General features: G+C 42.9%; 15 protein-coding genes and 1 riboswitch. Of the genes, 10 read left to right on the forward strand and 5 right to left on the reverse strand.

Going from position 1 to position 15,234, the window contains the following annotated elements:
• Window positions 1-77: 77 nt before the first annotated feature.
• Both rsuA and galE read right to left on the reverse strand, forming a co-directional pair.
• Complete coding sequence (gene rsuA / locus MTN96_RS34870; protein WP_248534562.1) at window positions 78-776, reverse strand: 16S rRNA pseudouridine(516) synthase RsuA; 699 nt, start codon at window positions 774-776, stop codon at window positions 78-80.
• A gap of 497 nt (window positions 777-1,273) precedes the next feature.
• Window positions 1,274-2,290: a UDP-glucose 4-epimerase GalE gene (gene galE, locus MTN96_RS34875; protein WP_064386952.1), complete on the reverse strand. Its 1,017-nt coding sequence runs from the start codon at window positions 2,288-2,290 to the stop codon at window positions 1,274-1,276.
• A gap of 188 nt (window positions 2,291-2,478) precedes the next feature.
• On the opposite strand from galE, the gene MTN96_RS34880 reads away from it, so the two are divergent.
• The gene (locus MTN96_RS34880) at window positions 2,479-2,970 is read left to right on the forward strand and encodes a DUF3016 domain-containing protein (protein ID WP_248451360.1); all 492 of its coding nucleotides are present in this window, start codon (window positions 2,479-2,481) and stop codon (window positions 2,968-2,970) included.
• Window positions 2,971-3,689: 719 nt separating this feature from the next.
• Here the strand turns inward: MTN96_RS34880 and MTN96_RS34885 are convergent.
• A complete protein-coding gene (locus MTN96_RS34885; RefSeq protein WP_004587953.1) occupies window positions 3,690-3,980 on the reverse strand; it encodes a hypothetical protein in 291 nt (96 codons plus the stop codon).
• 82 nt (window positions 3,981-4,062) lie between these two features.
• Here MTN96_RS34885 and MTN96_RS34890 point away from each other — a divergent pair, with 82 nt between their 5' ends.
• Window positions 4,063-4,272, forward strand: coding sequence for a hypothetical protein (locus MTN96_RS34890; RefSeq protein WP_024031488.1), 210 nt, complete (start codon window positions 4,063-4,065; stop codon window positions 4,270-4,272).
• On the opposite strand, the gene epmB is transcribed toward MTN96_RS34890, so the two are convergent.
• Window positions 4,269-5,282: an EF-P beta-lysylation protein EpmB gene (gene epmB / locus MTN96_RS34895; RefSeq protein WP_029773264.1), complete on the reverse strand. Its 1,014-nt coding sequence runs from the start codon at window positions 5,280-5,282 to the stop codon at window positions 4,269-4,271. The two genes, MTN96_RS34890 and epmB, sit on opposite strands and share 4 nt — an antisense overlap.
• Window positions 5,283-5,322: 40 nt before the next feature.
• Between epmB and efp the strand changes: the two genes are divergently transcribed.
• Window positions 5,323-5,889, forward strand: coding sequence for an elongation factor P (gene efp, locus MTN96_RS34900; protein ID WP_004587956.1), 567 nt, complete (start codon window positions 5,323-5,325; stop codon window positions 5,887-5,889).
• Between the two features lie 56 nt (window positions 5,890-5,945).
• Window positions 5,946-6,920: an elongation factor P--(R)-beta-lysine ligase gene (gene epmA, locus MTN96_RS34905; RefSeq protein ID WP_248534564.1), complete on the forward strand. Its 975-nt coding sequence runs from the start codon at window positions 5,946-5,948 to the stop codon at window positions 6,918-6,920.
• Window positions 6,921-7,560: 640 nt separating this feature from the next.
• Here epmA and MTN96_RS34910 read toward each other — a convergent pair.
• Complete coding sequence (locus tag MTN96_RS34910; protein ID WP_248534566.1) at window positions 7,561-9,678, reverse strand: TonB-dependent receptor; 2,118 nt, start codon at window positions 9,676-9,678, stop codon at window positions 7,561-7,563.
• A gap of 83 nt (window positions 9,679-9,761) precedes the next feature.
• On the opposite strand from MTN96_RS34910, the gene MTN96_RS34915 reads away from it, so the two are divergent.
• The 6 genes from MTN96_RS34915 (at window position 9,762) to MTN96_RS34940 (ending at window position 15,226) form a co-directional block, all read left to right on the forward strand.
• The gene (locus MTN96_RS34915) at window positions 9,762-10,166 is read left to right on the forward strand and encodes a thioesterase family protein (protein WP_004589047.1); all 405 of its coding nucleotides are present in this window, start codon (window positions 9,762-9,764) and stop codon (window positions 10,164-10,166) included.
• Between the two features lie 311 nt (window positions 10,167-10,477).
• Window positions 10,478-10,876 (forward strand): META domain-containing protein, encoded by a 399-nt coding sequence (locus MTN96_RS34920; RefSeq protein WP_248534568.1) that lies wholly within the window; start codon window positions 10,478-10,480, stop codon window positions 10,874-10,876.
• 94 nt (window positions 10,877-10,970) lie between these two features.
• Window positions 10,971-11,076, forward strand: a riboswitch (TPP riboswitch).
• A 142-nt stretch (window positions 11,077-11,218) separates the two neighbouring features.
• Window positions 11,219-13,171 carry a phosphomethylpyrimidine synthase ThiC gene (thiC, locus tag MTN96_RS34925; protein WP_054982298.1) on the forward strand — a complete coding sequence of 651 codons (1,953 nt, stop codon included), beginning with the start codon at window positions 11,219-11,221 and terminating at the stop codon, window positions 13,169-13,171.
• Window positions 13,172-13,226: 55 nt separating this feature from the next.
• Window positions 13,227-14,228 carry an FAD-dependent oxidoreductase gene (locus MTN96_RS34930; RefSeq protein WP_248534570.1) on the forward strand — a complete coding sequence of 334 codons (1,002 nt, stop codon included), beginning with the start codon at window positions 13,227-13,229 and terminating at the stop codon, window positions 14,226-14,228.
• A 7-nt stretch (window positions 14,229-14,235) separates the two neighbouring features.
• A complete protein-coding gene (thiS, locus tag MTN96_RS34935) occupies window positions 14,236-14,430 on the forward strand; it encodes a sulfur carrier protein ThiS (protein WP_054982299.1) in 195 nt (64 codons plus the stop codon).
• A gap of 4 nt (window positions 14,431-14,434) precedes the next feature.
• Window positions 14,435-15,226, forward strand: a complete 792-nt coding sequence (locus MTN96_RS34940) for a thiazole synthase (RefSeq protein WP_096041151.1) — start codon at window positions 14,435-14,437, stop codon at window positions 15,224-15,226.
• The last annotated feature ends 8 nt before the right edge of the window (window positions 15,227-15,234 follow it).

Raw genomic sequence — 15,234 nt, forward strand, 5'->3', positions numbered from 1 at the left:
GACCGCTGACCGCTGACCGCTGACCGCTGACCGCTGACCGCTGACCGCTGACCGCTGACCGCTGACCGCTGACCGCTCTATAGTTTTACCTCTCCCTCTTTTAACTCCCTATACTCTCCACTTGCTAAGTTTTCGTCCAGTATAATATTACCTATTTGCTCGCGGTGTAACTCTACCACTTTGTTGCCTACCGCGGCTAACATGCGTTTAACTTGGTGGTATTTACCTTCGCTGATTGATAAACGTAAGCTGTAGGTGGCAAGTGCTTCTGCTTTCGCTGGACGGGTGAGATCTTTTTCGTTGTGAAGTTGTACGCCGTTGCGTAGTTGCTCTAATGCTTCTTCGGTTATAGGCTCTTGTGTTTCTACTAAGTAGGTTTTTAATTTGTTGTGCTTTGGCGAGGTAATACGGTGCGACCAATCGCCATCGTTAGTGATAAGTACTAAGCCGGTGGTGTCTATATCAAGGCGACCTGCTACATGAAAGTCGGCCATATTTGGCTCATCGAGCAAATCAAATACGGTGGGGTGTAGCTCATCTACATTGGCACACACGTAGCCTACAGGTTTGTGTAGCATGAAGTAGCGTTTGCCTAAAAATACCATAGGCTCACCAGCAAATGTTACTTCATCTTGCTGGGTTACTTGAAAATCGAACGCGCTAACAACTTCCCCATTTACTTGCACTTCTTGGCGTTTAATACCCGCGCGAGCTTTTGAGCGTGGTAGCTCGGCTAGGTGGCTAATAAATTTATCTAAGCGGCAAGGGAATTTCATTTTGGTTCACATTTTTAGTCGGCTACAATGGCGGCGATTATAGCCGATAGTGAAACCCCATGTCAGTAAACTACCCACAAATTTTAAGGCTTTACCAAGCAAAAATAGATGCGGGTGAACTGTGCTTTAGAGGGTAACGTTGTAGTCGCGGCTTTATGCCGCGTATTGAGTATTAGCAGTTTTGCGTGAGCAAGCTTCACGCCTACGACATTGTGTTTTTAAGTAGGCGCCTTGCTTGCTGGCGCATTTGGTATTTATACCGCGTTAAAATAATAAACCCAGACGCGAGATAAGCTCGCTGCTACTTATATGTTTTCTCATTTACTCCTCATTTTCTTCTCTTTGTGCAATAGGGGGTTTAGTTATTTATTCACAAAGAGATTAAGAGACGCTGCGCTTTAGAGGGTAACGTTGTAGTCGCGGCTTTATGCCGCGTATTGAGTATTAGCAGTTTTGCGTGAGCAAGCTTCACGCCTAAAATTAAAAAGTATGTTTAATTAACTTTTATAACCATTAGGGTTATTTGATTGCCAACGCCATGTGTCTTCCATCATGGCATCTATTCCACGCACCGCTTCCCAGCCTAGCTCATTAAGTGCTTTTTCTGGCGCGGCGTAACATGCAGCAATATCGCCAGGGCGACGAGGCGATACTTGATAAGGAACGTCTTGGCCGCTGGCTTTTATAAAGGCGTTAACCATTTGCAGTACAGAGTAACCATTGCCTGTGCCAAGGTTATATACAAGTGCGCCGGTATTGTTGGCAATTTTATCAAGCGCTTTTAAGTGCCCCATTGCTAAATCTACAACGTGAATATAGTCGCGCACACCAGTGCCATCAACGGTGTCGTAGTCATCACCAAATACAGCAAGCTGCTTTAATTTACCTACTGCAACTTGGGCAATAAATGGTAATAAGTTATTAGGAATACCATTTGGATCTTCGCCAATTAAGCCTGACTCATGTGCGCCCACTGGGTTAAAGTAACGCAAAATAGCAAATGCAAAACGCTCATCTGATTTAGCAATATCTTGCAGCATCATCTCAACCATCAGTTTTGATGTGCCGTATGGATTAGTTGTGCCACCTACCGGGAAGTCTTCTTTAATCGGTAAGCTTGCAGGGTCGCCGTAAACTGTGGCTGATGAGCTAAATACTAATTTAAATACGCCTGCATCACGCATGGCATCTACAAGTGTAAGCGTACCTTGTACGTTTGTTTGATAGTACTCAACAGGTTTAGCGACCGACTCACCAACCGACTTTAAGCCAGCAAAATGAATAACGCTCTCTATGGTATGCCTTGTAAAAATGGCATCTAAAAAAACTTTATCAAGAATGTCGCCTTGGTAAAACGTTGCTTCTTTGCCTGTGATTTGCTTTACGCGTGCAAGCGACTCTTTTGATGCGTTACTTAAGTTATCAACAACAACAACTTCGCTGCCTTGCTGTAAAAGTTCTAAAACGGTGTGTGAGCCTATGTAGCCTGCGCCGCCTGTTACTAAAATTGCCATGAATGCTCCGTGGATACCTTTTTTCAATTATCTTAATTTCATCATATATTCTTACTATTTACATGCTTTATTTTAAAAGCGTATTAAAATAGGTTAATTAAGTAATGGTTAATAAACTAGTGTTAAACTTGTATGGTCTATTACTGGGCTAAGTCTAAATAATTAGTACTGCCCCTTTGGAGAATGCTATGAATTCAGTTAAAACAATCGCTATGGCAATGTGTATTACATTACCTGCATTTGCACACGCTGGAGAATCTGTAGTTAAGTGGCAAGATTTTAAAGACTACCGCGATGTGCGCGCTTCTAGCCAGGGTAAAGCGTCGTACCACAAACAAATTGCTACTCAGTTCGAAAAACATTTTTCTAAACTTGCTGAGCAATTGCCAAAAGGCTACAAGCTAAATTTAGAAATAACCGATATCGATTTAGCAGGGGACGTACGCTATGGCGGTATGGATGAAATACGCGTAGTAAAACCTATTTATTTTCCGCGCATTAAGCTCAATTACTCGCTAAGCGATAATAAAGGGAGTGTAGTGAGTGAAGAGGACGATGTAGAGCTTAAAGACATGGGCTTTATGGATAAAATAAAAATGGGTCGCGACGAGCCGTTTTTTTATGAAAAACGCTTAATAACCGAATGGTTTGGCGAGCAAATTTTAGCAAACTTAGATTAGGCTATGTTGTGAGCCGGCTCTACATCTACAAAAATTTAGAGCATTAATTCACAAAGAGATTAAGAGGGCGCTGCGCTTTAGAGGGCACGTTGTAGTCGCGGCTTTATGCCGCGTATTTTGTATTAAATGCCAGACGCGAGGTAAACTCGCTGCTACTTGTGTGTTTCCTCTGTGTAGCGCGCAAAGCCTCGGTGTTCTCGGTGGTAAGCGTTTTGTTCTAGTGCATAAGTAATTAAGAAATTATTATCACCACAGAGAACACGGAGAAGAAAAGGAGAAGAGCTAATATCTTCTCGGTGCAGCGCGAAGCGCCTCGGTGTTCTCGGTGGTAAGCGTTTTGCTCTAGTGCATAAGTAATTAAGAAATTATTATCACCACAGAGAACACGGAGAAGAAAAGGAGAAGAGCTAATATCTTCTCGGTGCAGCGCGAAGCGCCTCGGTGTTCTCGGTGGTAAGCGTTTTGTTCTAGTGCATAAGTAATTAAGAAATTATTATCACCACAGAGAACACGCAGCAGTGAAGAAGTAATAATTAATTGTAAACGCCTTGCTTGCTGGCGCTTGGTTAAAATAGAGGTGTTTTATATTTTGCGTGAGCAAGCTTCACGCCTACAATTAAAAAACACCGTGTTTATTGAAAATGCGGTGCTTAATAATTTATTCTGGCTAACCGCTAACCGCTAACCGCTAACCGCTAACCGCTAACAACTGACATCAATTATTTAAACGTAGCGAGCAGGGTAAGTAACTGTTGTAGCTTAATAACCGTTGTTTTAAGCTTTTCTTCATCAAAACCATCTGTGCTTAAGCTTTCTACATCGGCTGCTACATCAAGTACGTATGGCTTAAAGCGTTTAGCTTCAAAGCTAAATCCGGCATCAGCTGGGAACAAGGCTTTAAATTTACCGTGGCCTTGTTGCTGTAGCTCATCTAGTTTTTTGTCGGCATCAAGTGCTTGGCGATAAACAATTTTTAAGTTAGCGTTGAGTTGTTCAATTATAGAATCCATGGTTTTCCTAAAGCTTTGTACTGCATTGCCGATATAGTACTTGGAATACATTTAAATGTCAGGTTGATTAAGGCTTATAACGATGAATATATCAGGTGGAAATCTACCCGCTATGTCTAGCTCTGGCCAAGGTGGTGAAGTATATACCGCTGCTTTGTCTAAAAAGCAGCAATTAGCAGATGGCGCAGCAGCACTTGCACTAATTGAAGGTGCTGCCCAGCCAACAAGTGCGCAATCACCGGCTCAGTCGGTCACTGCAACACTGGGTAATAATGTAAATATATACGTTTAAACTAACTTAAGGTCGATAGGTGTTTTGCTTTTTTGACCGCCTATTTCTCTTACTAATTTAGGTACTAAAAATCCAGGCAGGGCTTTTAATAGCTCTGCCATTATTTTTATTGCCTGTGGCTCTTCTATATCAAAGTGGCTTGCGCCTTCAACCTTATCTAGCAAATATAAATAGTAAGGCAGTACGTCTGCATCAAATAACGCCTCACTTAAATTTATTTGTGCCTCAACGGTGTCGTTCACCTCTTTTAAAATAACTGCCTGGTTTAATAACGTTACGCCTGCTTGCTTTAGCTTTTGCATGGCGGCTTTAAACTCGTCGTCTATTTCGTTGGCATGATTTATATGGTTAATAAATATAATTTTTAGCGGTGATTGCTTTAGCCTCGCGCACAGCTCATCGGTAATACGCGCAGGTATAACAACAGGCAAACGGCTGTGTATTCGCATGCGCTTAATTTGAGGTAACTGTTCAAGCTCATCTAAAAACCAGCTAATGGCATCGTCTTTGGCCATAAGTGGGTCGCCACCACTTAAAATCACTTCGTTTATGTTGGCATCTGATTTTATATAGCTCAGCGCATCAAGCAGGCTTTTTTTATTAAGCTGGTTTTCTTGATACGGGAAGTGGCGTCTAAAGCAGTAACGGCAATTTACTGCACAGCCAGTTTTAAACATAATTAAAACACGGGATTTATATTTATGTAAAAGCCCAGGCTGTTCGTTGTCTTGCTCTAGTAAAGGGTCTTTATTAAAACCTGTTTTGGTTAAAAACTCTTGATGGCGTGGCATAACTTGTAGCAATAAGGGGTCGTTTGCATCGCCCTTGCGTATTTTTTTTATAAAAGGGACTGGCACGCGTACCGGAAATAAACTGCGGGCTTTTAGGTCGTTTTCATGGGCTTGGCTCGATAAGCCGACCATTTCAAGCAAGGTTTTTGGGCAGGTAACTACATTTGCTAATTCTTTTTGCCAGTTTTTATGCAAATTTGCTTCATTTCTTTGTATCATTGGCACGTAGATTACTCGAAAAATATAAATAGAGGAAACGATGGCGAATTATAGCACCAACGAGTTCAAGGGCGGCCTAAAAATTATGATGGACGGCGAACCTTGCAGTATTTTAGAAAATGAAATGGTAAAACCTGGTAAAGGCCAAGCGTTTAACCGTGTTCGTATCCGCAAACTTATCTCTGGTAAGGTGCTTGAAAAAACCTTTAAATCGGGTGAATCAGTTGAAGGCGCCGATGTAATGGATACCGACTTAGCGTACCTATACACAGACGGTGAGTTTTGGCATTTCATGAACAACGAAACATTTGAACAAATTGCCGCTGACGAAAAAGCACTTGGCGATGCCGTTAAATGGTTAGTGGAAAACGATGTATGTACTATTACATTATGGAACGGTAGCCCAATCGCGGTTACTCCACCTAACTTCGTTGAGCTTGAGATCACTGAAACTGATCCTGGCCTTAAAGGCGATACAGCGGGCACAGGCGGTAAACCTGCAACGCTTAGCACTGGTGCAGTAGTACGCGTTCCATTATTCGTACAAATTGGTGAAGTAATTAAAGTAGACACCCGTAGCGGTGAATACGTAGGCCGTGTTAAGTAAGCTTGAGTACGGTTTATAAAATCCCGGCTTAAGCTGGGATTTTTTTTGGAGAAAATATGTCAGCAACACCTTGGGCACCTAGTGCAAGCATAAACACCCTTAAGCAACGAGCAGCCATACTGCGAACCATTCGTGAGTTTTTTTATACGCGTAATGTAATGGAAGTAGAAACACCGAGCTTAAGCAGTGCCAGTGTAACCGATGTGCATTTAGCAAGTTTTAATACACAGTTTGTAGGCCCAGGCCACGCTGGTGGCTTGTCGCTTTATTTACAAACATCGCCTGAATTTGCAATGAAGCGTTTGCTAGCAGCAGGCTCAGGGCCCATATTTCAGCTTTGTAAGGCATTTAGAAACGAAGAAGCGGGACGCCATCATAACCCCGAATTTACTATGCTTGAGTGGTATCGCCCTGGGTTTGATGAGTTTGCATTAATGGATGAAATGGATGAGCTAATGCAGCTCATTTTAAATGTAGAGCCTGCAGAGCGTCTTACTTACCAACAAGCATTTGAGCAAGTGTTAGCGCTTGACCCATTAACAGCTACGCTTAGGCAATTGCAAACACTTGCCTGCGATCACGGCTTTGCCGATATAGCCAAAAATGAAACCAATAAAGATACCTTGCTGCAGCTGTTATTTTGTATGAAAGTAGAGCCAACTATTGGGCAAACTAAGCCGTGTTTTGTGTATCACTTTCCGGCATCGCAAGCGGCACTGGCACAGATTTGTGAGCATGATAACCGCGTAGCAGGGCGCTTTGAGCTTTATTATAAAAATATGGAATTAGCGAACGGCTTTAATGAGCTAACTAATGCTAAAGAGCAGGCAAAGCGCTTTGATGAAGATAACGCTTATCGCGCCGCCAATGGGTTAAACCACGTGCCTATGGATAAGCGTTTAATCACCGCACTTGAGCACGGCTTACCGCAATGTGCAGGTGTTGCGATGGGGATAGACAGGTTAGTTATGCTAGCCACCGCTAAAGATACAATAAAAGAAGTCATCGCGTTTGATGTAGATAGGGCGTAACGCTTTACCTGCAGGCGTGGCTTTATGCCGCGTTAAAACAATAAACCCAAACGCGAGGTAAACTCGCTGCTACTTGTATGTTTTCTCATTTACTCCTCTTTTTATTCTCTTTGTGCAATAAAGGTTAAGTTATTTCTTCACAAAGAGGTTAGGAGGCGCTGCGCTTTAGAGGGTCATGTTGTAGTCGCGGCTTTATGCCGCGTGTTTTGTATTAAATGCCAGACGGGAGATAAACTCGCTGCTACTTGTGTGTTTCTCAGTGTAGTGGCAGTGCCTCGGTGTTCTCGGTGGTAAAAGCGTTTTGTTCTAGTGCATCAGTAATTAAGAAATTATTATCACCACAGAGAACACGGAGAAGTGAAGGAGAAGAGCAAACAACGTCTCAGTGTAGCGCGCTGCGCCCTCGGTGGTCAAAATTGTTCTTTTAAGTAAAAACTAAAGAAATTTTATCACCACAGAAAACATGCAGTAGTGAAGAAGTAATAATTAATTGTAAACGCCTTGCTTGCTGGCGCGTTGAAATAAAATTTATTTACGCTTTTTCTTTTTGCGTGAGCAAGCTTCACGCCTACCAATAAAAAAGCACTGCGTTTATTGTAAACGCGGTGCTTAATATTTATTTTTGCTAACAGCTTAAAGCTTACAGCTCTAACGTAAACGTTATACCCGCTACTCTTGGCTCACCTAATTGTACGTAGGTGTGTGTAGCGTAACCATCAAGTGGGTCGTTACCAAACTCAAAGCCGCGGGTTGGTACTTCTTCGTCAAATACGTTACGTGCCCATGCGCGCACTGCCCACATGTCGGCTTCGTAGCCTAAACTTAGGTTTACTAAATTGCTGCTGGGTGCTTTTGAATTATGACTATCTGAGAAGTAATAATCGTCCTTACCTTCAACACCAATCATACCGTACAGCTCATTAGTAAAGTTGTAACGTGCGCTAAATGCGTATTGATATTTAGGTGATTGCGCTTGCTCACGACCGTCTTGATTTAAGCCTGATTGCGTTACAAAGTCGTCAATTTCTGTGTTTAAGTAACCCGCACTACCTGTTAAGAAAAAATCTTCGGTAAGTTGGTAACTACCTTCAACTTCTAGCCCGTAGTTGCTACCAGAGCTTGCGTTATCAACGTAGCCTGTAAATTGCTGACCTTCTACTTGCCATGCTTTTAGCTGTATGTTGTCGCGGTGCATATAAAATGCTGCTAAACGCAGGGTAAATTTATCATCAAGCGATGAACCCTTAACGCCAAACTCGCCGCTCCAAAGGTATTCTGGGTCAAAGCTTGTATGCTGCTGGAAAAAATCAGCATCTAGGTTTAAGCCTTCATCTTTAGCTTTGGCTAATGCTTCTGAATTAATACCGCCAGCTTTATAACCACGGGTAATGCTGGTGTAGATCATAGTACGATCAATCACTTGGTATTCAAGTGCTATTTTACCGCCTACCATTACGTCGTCAGTCTCTTCAATAAAGCCGTTGCTGTCGGTGTAATCACCTTGGTATTGCTCTACACGTAAACCGGTAATGAGTGTGGTTTTAGGGCCGATAGGTGTGGCTACTTGGCCGTAAACAGCTACGTTACTGGTTTCGTAGGTTGATGCAAATGGACTTGCAAGCCAAGTGTATTCGCGCTCTAAATCTACGTCGCGGTTTTGATAGTAAACACCGGCAACCCAGTTACCTGTTTTAGAATTAAACTGTAAATTAGCCGATTGATCATCGCGATCACGCGTGTATACATCGGTTGAGCTATAACCCCAAGGGTGTAGGCCAGCTGCACATAATTGTGGCTCGCTTGCATCGTTACATACCCAGTCTTCATCAAAGCTGTAAAGTAGCTCTGTATCAATGGCTGAAAGGTTTAAGCTTACATCAAAGGCATCAAAACCTGTGTAGGTATTATTAATACCAATGGCGTAGCTTTGTTGATTATCTTGGCCAGGCTCGTCGGCTACACTATTACGGCTGTTATCAAGCGTGAACGCATCGTAACCGTTGTTTATATCTATGTAGTGCAGGTTTAACTCTGTGTTTAAATGCTCAGTAAGTTGGCTGTTTAATTTAAAGCGGGCTACTTGCTCATCTTGTTCTTGAGTTTCATCGTTTAAATACAGGTTATCGACGTAGCCGTCTGATTTTCTACGAAAGTAGCTTACGCGGGCACTTGTGTCTTCGGTTAATCCAGTACTTGCTGCAAGGCCTGCTTCGCGCGAGTTATAAGTACCCATACCCACTTGTAATTTTAAGCTAGGATCGGCAGTTGCCTGAGCTGATTCCATTTGGATCATACCGGCCATGCCGTCTGCACCAAAGCGAGTGCCTTGTGGGCCGCGGTAAATTTCTACCTGGTCTATATCAAATAATAATGAGCTGCCACCTAAACCCGAGTAGTTAATGCCGTCAATAACTAAGCCAACCGATGGGTTAATTGGATCTACAAATTGTGAACGAAGTCCCACTCCACGAATTTGAATATAACGACCACGAGACGCACCAGATGTAAAGTTTACGTTGGCTGTACTACCTAGCATTTCGTCTAAGTAACTTGCACCACGTTGGTTAATTTCATCTTTGCTAAATAGGCTAGCGCTAGCGCTTAATGTTTGAATGCTTTCACGTTGAAAGTCGCCTGTAACAACAATTCGTTCTAGGTCGCTGTCATCAGCGTTTGCTATAAGTGGTGTACTAATTAGCGGTAATAACGCCGCAGTAATTAAAGACAAACGTAAGTTCATTAGGTTACTTAACTCCATTTTGGGGACTCGTATGGTAGCAATTATTTTAATACTTGTGTTATAACGCAGCGATTATACGTTAAATAATCAGGATTACTAATATGACCTTTAAAGTTGATTTTAAAGTGCGCCATTACGAATGTGACCTACAAGGAATTGTAAATAACAGTGTGTACTTTAATTATTTAGAGCATGCTCGCCATGAGTTTTTATTTGCAAATGGGGTTGATTTTGCACTGCTAGCAAAGCAAAAAGTTAACTTAGTAGTGATACGCAGTGAGGTTGATTATAAACATTCGCTTGTACCAGATGATGAATTTTATATAGCAGTTGAACCTGAGCGTATAAGCCGTATAAAGTTTGCGTTTAAGCAAACCTTAGTACGTAAACACGACAACAAAGTAATGCTACAAGCCAAGGTTATAGGCACTTCGGTTAATGAAAAAGGGCGCCCTTTTTTACCTCCCGAAATAGATAATTTATTTAAAAATTACACCCAAGATTAGCGGGTATAATTTTTAGGGGCTGTGACCTTTGGGATTAAATTTAACCTAGTTTGTTTTATAGCAGCGCCTAGGCAGTGGGATTGTTTATCGTAAATAGCGGGTAGCGCAGGTGCTGTTATCGAGCCCACTAAGTTACAAACCAAGCAAAGCAATTAAAGCGCCCATAATGTGTAAATGTTTTAATCTGCAAAGTTCAACACTCTCTAAACTATCATAGAACAAAAATTTACATTTAAAACATGCATTTTTAACGGATAAACCGCATAAAAATTGTTACTATTACGGTAATTAAATATTTAGTTAGAAATAGCATGAAATTAGCAGCACTACCGATGCTTTTAATCGGTTTATGTATTGGTTGTACAGCCACAGGGACGGTGACCACTGAGCAGCTAAAGTACACACAATGGCAACTATCAAAGGTTGATGGTTTAGCTGTGCCGGCCTCTTACAATGCATCAATGAGCTTTATTGAAGCGTTGCAAGTAAACGGGTTTGCAGGATGTAATAAGTTTTTTGGTGAAGGTGAGCTTAAAGACAGCAGTATTAGCGTTAATAAACTTGGCATGACGCGTAAGTCGTGCGGAGCAGACGTTGATGAGCTAGAGCAGCAGTTTTTACAAGCGCTACGAGAAGGTGCAACGCTTACCATGCAAGACTCACGGTTAGTTATGCAGGGCGAGCAAACTTTTTTATTTATTGCAAAGTAGTGACATGAGTATTTAAAACTGCCCCTTGCAGGCAATTTTTAACTGGCGTACACTCAACGCTGATTTGATCAAAATAGCAAATCAACGAACATAATTTTACTTGTCGGAGTGCCTTAAATAATTAAGGCTGAGATCGCGAAAGCGGGATCCGTGAACCTGATCAGGTTAAAACCTGCGTAGGGAACAAGCTGCCTAAAATGGGACGCTTGTGCGTCTTTTTTATGCGCACAACAAAATAACTAGCCATTTTAGGCCGCAAAGCAGCGTAACCACTGCTTTACGATCTTTCTCTATTCCTTATGGAATATCTGACAAGACAACCCTTTAGCAATGAGGTAAGTCATGTCAAACACTACAAATAAGTCTACACGTCGAGAAACGCGCGCTGCTGCGTCAGATTACATTTATAATTTAACGGGTCAGCCATTTCCAAGCTCACAAAAAGTGTATGTTGAGGGCAGCCAAAGCGGTGTACGCGTGGGTATGCGCGAAATTACATTAAGCGATACGTTTATTGGTGGCGATGAGCAAAACCCTGTGTATGAGCCAAACGATCCACTGCGTGTTTACGATACATCAGGCCCGTATACCGACCCTAACTTTGAGTTAGACGTACGTAAGGGATTACCTAAATTTCGTGAGCAGTGGATAAAAGAGCGCAACGACACTGAAGTGCTCGACTCGGTCACTTCGCAATTTGCTCAGCAACGTATGGCCGATGACGGTCTTGATCATATTCGCTTTGATCATTTACCTAAAATTCGCCGTGGTAAAGCAGGCAAAAACGTGACGCAAATGCATTATGCTCGCCAAGGCATTATTACCCCAGAAATGGAATACGTAGCCATACGCGAAAACATGGGTCGTGCACAAATTAGAGAAGAGCTGCTAGCAGCACAGCATAAAGGCGAATCGTTTGGGGCGAGTATTCCCGATTTTATTACCCCTGAATTTGTACGCGACGAAATAGCCCGCGGTCGCGCTATTTTACCAAATAATATTAACCACCCCGAAACCGAGCCCATGATAGTTGGCCGTAACTTTTTAGTTAAAGTTAACGCGAATATTGGTAATTCATCGGTAAGCTCATCAATCGAAGAAGAAGTAGAAAAAATGGTGTGGTCTACCCGCTGGGGTGCCGATACCGTAATGGATTTATCAACTGGGCGTTATATTCACGAAACGCGCGAGTGGGTAGTACGTAACTCGCCTGTACCCATTGGCACTGTACCAATTTATCAAGCGCTTGAAAAAGTAAACGGAGTGGCCGAAGACCTAACGTGGGAGATATTTCGCGATACGTTAATTGAACAAGCCGAGCAGGGTGTTGATTACTTTACTATTCATGCCGGTGTATTGCTGCGTTACGTGCCAATGACGGCAAAGCGTGTAACCGGTATTGTATCGCGCGGTGGCTCAATTATGGCTAAGTGGTGTTTAGCGCACCATAAAGAAAACTTTTTATATACGCACTTTGAAGATATTTGCGAAATTTTAAAACAATACGATGTGTGTTTTTCGCTCGGAGATGGCCTTCGTCCAGGCTCGATTGCCGATGCCAACGACGAAGCGCAATTTAGTGAGCTACGTACGTTAGGGGAGCTTACAAAAATTGCGTGGAAACACGATGTACAAGTATTTATTGAAGGCCCAGGCCACGTGCCAATGCACATGATTAAAGCCAATATGGATGAACAATTAGAGCATTGTGGCGAAGCGCCTTTTTACACATTAGGCCCATTAACGACCGATATAGCACCAGGGTACGACCATATAACATCGGGTATAGGCGCTGCACAAATAGCGTGGTACGGCTGTGCCATGCTGTGTTATGTAACACCAAAAGAGCATTTAGGTTTGCCCAATAAAGAAGATGTAAAAGAGGGCCTAATTACCTACAAAATTGCAGCACATGCGGCCGACTTAGCCAAAGGCCACCCCGGCGCGCAAGAGCGCGATAATGCATTATCAAAAGCGCGCTTTGAATTTAGATGGCACGACCAATTTAACATTGGTTTAGACCCAGAACGTGCCCGTGAATATCACGACGAAACCCTACCGCAAGAGTCTGGCAAAGTAGCGCACTTTTGCTCTATGTGCGGCCCTAAATTTTGCTCAATGAAAATTACCCAAGAGGTACGCGATTACGCAAAAGATCTCGAATCACGCGGGATCGATCCTAACAATGTTGGTGATGCAATTGAGATCAAAATGGTTGATGTAGAAGCGCAAATGAAAGCTAAATCTGAAGAGTTTAAACAAACGGGCTCAGAAATTTACCACAAAGCAATATAAGCCAATAACAGGTTAGCGGCTTATGGCTGCTAGCCTGTTATTAAAAGGAGGTTTTATGTTTTACAACATTGCTGTTGTGGGGTTTGGTTTAGCAGGGCGCTTAGCTGCCCTTGAGCTTAGTAAGTCGCATCATGTAACCGTGTTTGAAGCCAGTGACGAACAAACACAAAATAGTGCCGGTAAAGTGGCTGCGGCAATGCTTGCTCCGCTTGCTGAGTCGGTATTGTGTGAAACGGATTTAGCCATCATGGGGCTAAATTCACTCAAGCGCTGGCCAGAGATAGTGAGCGAGCTTGAAGGCGAGGTTTTTTATCAGCAAAAAGGCACGCTGGTCGTGGCGCACCAGCAAGATAAAGGCGATTTACAAAGCTTTAGTCAGCGAATAAAGCCTATAGCAGGGCACAGCGCGCAGGCGTTAAATGCTCAGCAAATAACGCAGTTAGAACCCGAATTAGCTAATCGTTTTAACCAAGGTGTGTTTTTACCCTGCGAAGGGCAAATAGATAACCAGGCCTTTTATAAAGCAAGCTTTACCATGCTTAATAAACGTAAGGTTAAGTTTGTTTTTAACCAACGCGTTAGCATTCAAAACGGCGAGGTGAATAACCGCGGGTTTGATTACATTATTGACTGTCGTGGCTTAGGTGCTAAAGGCGATAAACACCTTAGAGGGGTACGCGGTGAAGTGGCTAGATTACATGCACCTGAGGTTAATTTAACGCGGCCGGTACGTTTAATGCACCCGCGCTACCCAATTTATATAGCGCCAAAACCTAATAATGAGTATGTAATTGGTGCAACTGAAATAGAGTCTGATGATAGCGGCCCTGCAACGGTGCGCTCTACGCTTGAGCTACTTTCGGCGGCCTACACTGTGCACAGCGGGTTTGCCGAAGCGCGGCTGTTAAATATTCAAAGCGGGTTACGCCCCGCATTTAGCGATAACCGCCCTGCGGTTTTAAAAACAGGTAACGTAATTAGCATTAATGGCTTATATCGTCATGGCTATATGTTAGGGCCCACCTTAGTGGCTAATGCGTTATCTCAAATAGGGTGAGTAATAAATGACTATAACAATTAATGGTGAGCTGCTAACTATTAAAAGTGCAGTGCTTGTTGATGTATTACAAAATTTTGGTGCAAAGCCTCCATTCGCGGTGGCACTAAATGGCGAATTTATTCCACAAAGTTTGCACGCCAGCACCACAATTAACGAAGGGGATAGCATTGAATTGTTATCGCCTATTCAAGGTGGGTAGCATTATGCAAGGTAACGATTGCTTAACTATTTATGGCGAGCAACTAAATAGCCGTTTATTAATAGGCTCGGCGCTTTACCCCTCTCCAGCGGTGATGGAAGAGTCTATAAAAGCCTCTGGTGCGCAAATAGTAACGGTGTCATTAAGGCGCCAGCAAAGCGCTGCCGCAGGGGATGACTTTTGGCAGCTTATAAAAAACACAGGCCTTAAAATACTGCCTAATACCGCAGGGTGCCACAGTGTAAAAGAAGCCGTAACACTTGCTAAAATGTGCCGTGAAGTATTTGCAACCGATTGGATTAAGCTTGAACTAATAGGTGATGACTACAACTTACAACCCGACCCATTCGCATTGTTAGAAGCCACAAAAATATTAATTAATGATGGCTTTAAAGTATTACCCTACTGCACCGATGATTTAGTGCTTTGCCAGCGTTTAAACGAGCTAGGGTGTGAAGTGCTTATGCCTTGGGGCGCGCCTATTGGCACCGGTAAGGGGCTTTTAAATAGTTATAATTTAAAAACAATTCGTGAGCGCTTACCAAACACAACATTAATTGTAGATGCAGGGCTTGGTTTGCCTTCGCATGCCTGCCAAGCGCTTGAATTAGGGTATGATGCGGTATTATTAAATTCAGCGATAGCAGGGGCTGGCTGCCCAATTACGATGAGCCGTGCATTTAAAGCCGCGGTAGAGGCTGGGCGCTTTGCGTATAATGCCAAAGCAATGCCTGAAAAAGACTTAGCAGCCCCCTCAACCCCTACAATGGGTATGCCGTTTTGGCATCAGCAGTAAGGAAATAA

It is taken from the genome of Pseudoalteromonas sp. 2CM28B, from assembly GCF_023161935.1.

Excerpts from the sequence above, each read along its gene's own strand:
- rsuA (WP_248534562.1), bottom strand. The coding sequence starts at position 776 with ATGAAATTCCCTTGCCGCTTAGATAAATTTATTAGCCACCTAGCCGAG.
- galE (WP_064386952.1), bottom strand. The coding sequence starts at position 2,290 with ATGGCAATTTTAGTAACAGGCGGCGCAGGCTACATAGGCTCACACACC.
- MTN96_RS34880 (WP_248451360.1), top strand. The coding sequence starts at position 2,479 with ATGAATTCAGTTAAAACAATCGCTATGGCAATGTGTATTACATTACCT.
- MTN96_RS34885 (WP_004587953.1), bottom strand. The coding sequence starts at position 3,980 with ATGGATTCTATAATTGAACAACTCAACGCTAACTTAAAAATTGTTTAT.
- MTN96_RS34890 (WP_024031488.1), top strand. The coding sequence starts at position 4,063 with ATGAATATATCAGGTGGAAATCTACCCGCTATGTCTAGCTCTGGCCAA.
- epmB (WP_029773264.1), bottom strand. The coding sequence starts at position 5,282 with ATGATACAAAGAAATGAAGCAAATTTGCATAAAAACTGGCAAAAAGAA.
- efp (WP_004587956.1), top strand. The coding sequence starts at position 5,323 with ATGGCGAATTATAGCACCAACGAGTTCAAGGGCGGCCTAAAAATTATG.
- epmA (WP_248534564.1), top strand. The coding sequence starts at position 5,946 with ATGTCAGCAACACCTTGGGCACCTAGTGCAAGCATAAACACCCTTAAG.
- MTN96_RS34910 (WP_248534566.1), bottom strand. The coding sequence starts at position 9,678 with ATGGAGTTAAGTAACCTAATGAACTTACGTTTGTCTTTAATTACTGCG.
- MTN96_RS34915 (WP_004589047.1), top strand. The coding sequence starts at position 9,762 with ATGACCTTTAAAGTTGATTTTAAAGTGCGCCATTACGAATGTGACCTA.
- MTN96_RS34920 (WP_248534568.1), top strand. The coding sequence starts at position 10,478 with ATGAAATTAGCAGCACTACCGATGCTTTTAATCGGTTTATGTATTGGT.
- thiC (WP_054982298.1), top strand. The coding sequence starts at position 11,219 with ATGTCAAACACTACAAATAAGTCTACACGTCGAGAAACGCGCGCTGCT.
- MTN96_RS34930 (WP_248534570.1), top strand. The coding sequence starts at position 13,227 with ATGTTTTACAACATTGCTGTTGTGGGGTTTGGTTTAGCAGGGCGCTTA.
- thiS (WP_054982299.1), top strand. The coding sequence starts at position 14,236 with ATGACTATAACAATTAATGGTGAGCTGCTAACTATTAAAAGTGCAGTG.
- MTN96_RS34940 (WP_096041151.1), top strand. The coding sequence starts at position 14,435 with ATGCAAGGTAACGATTGCTTAACTATTTATGGCGAGCAACTAAATAGC.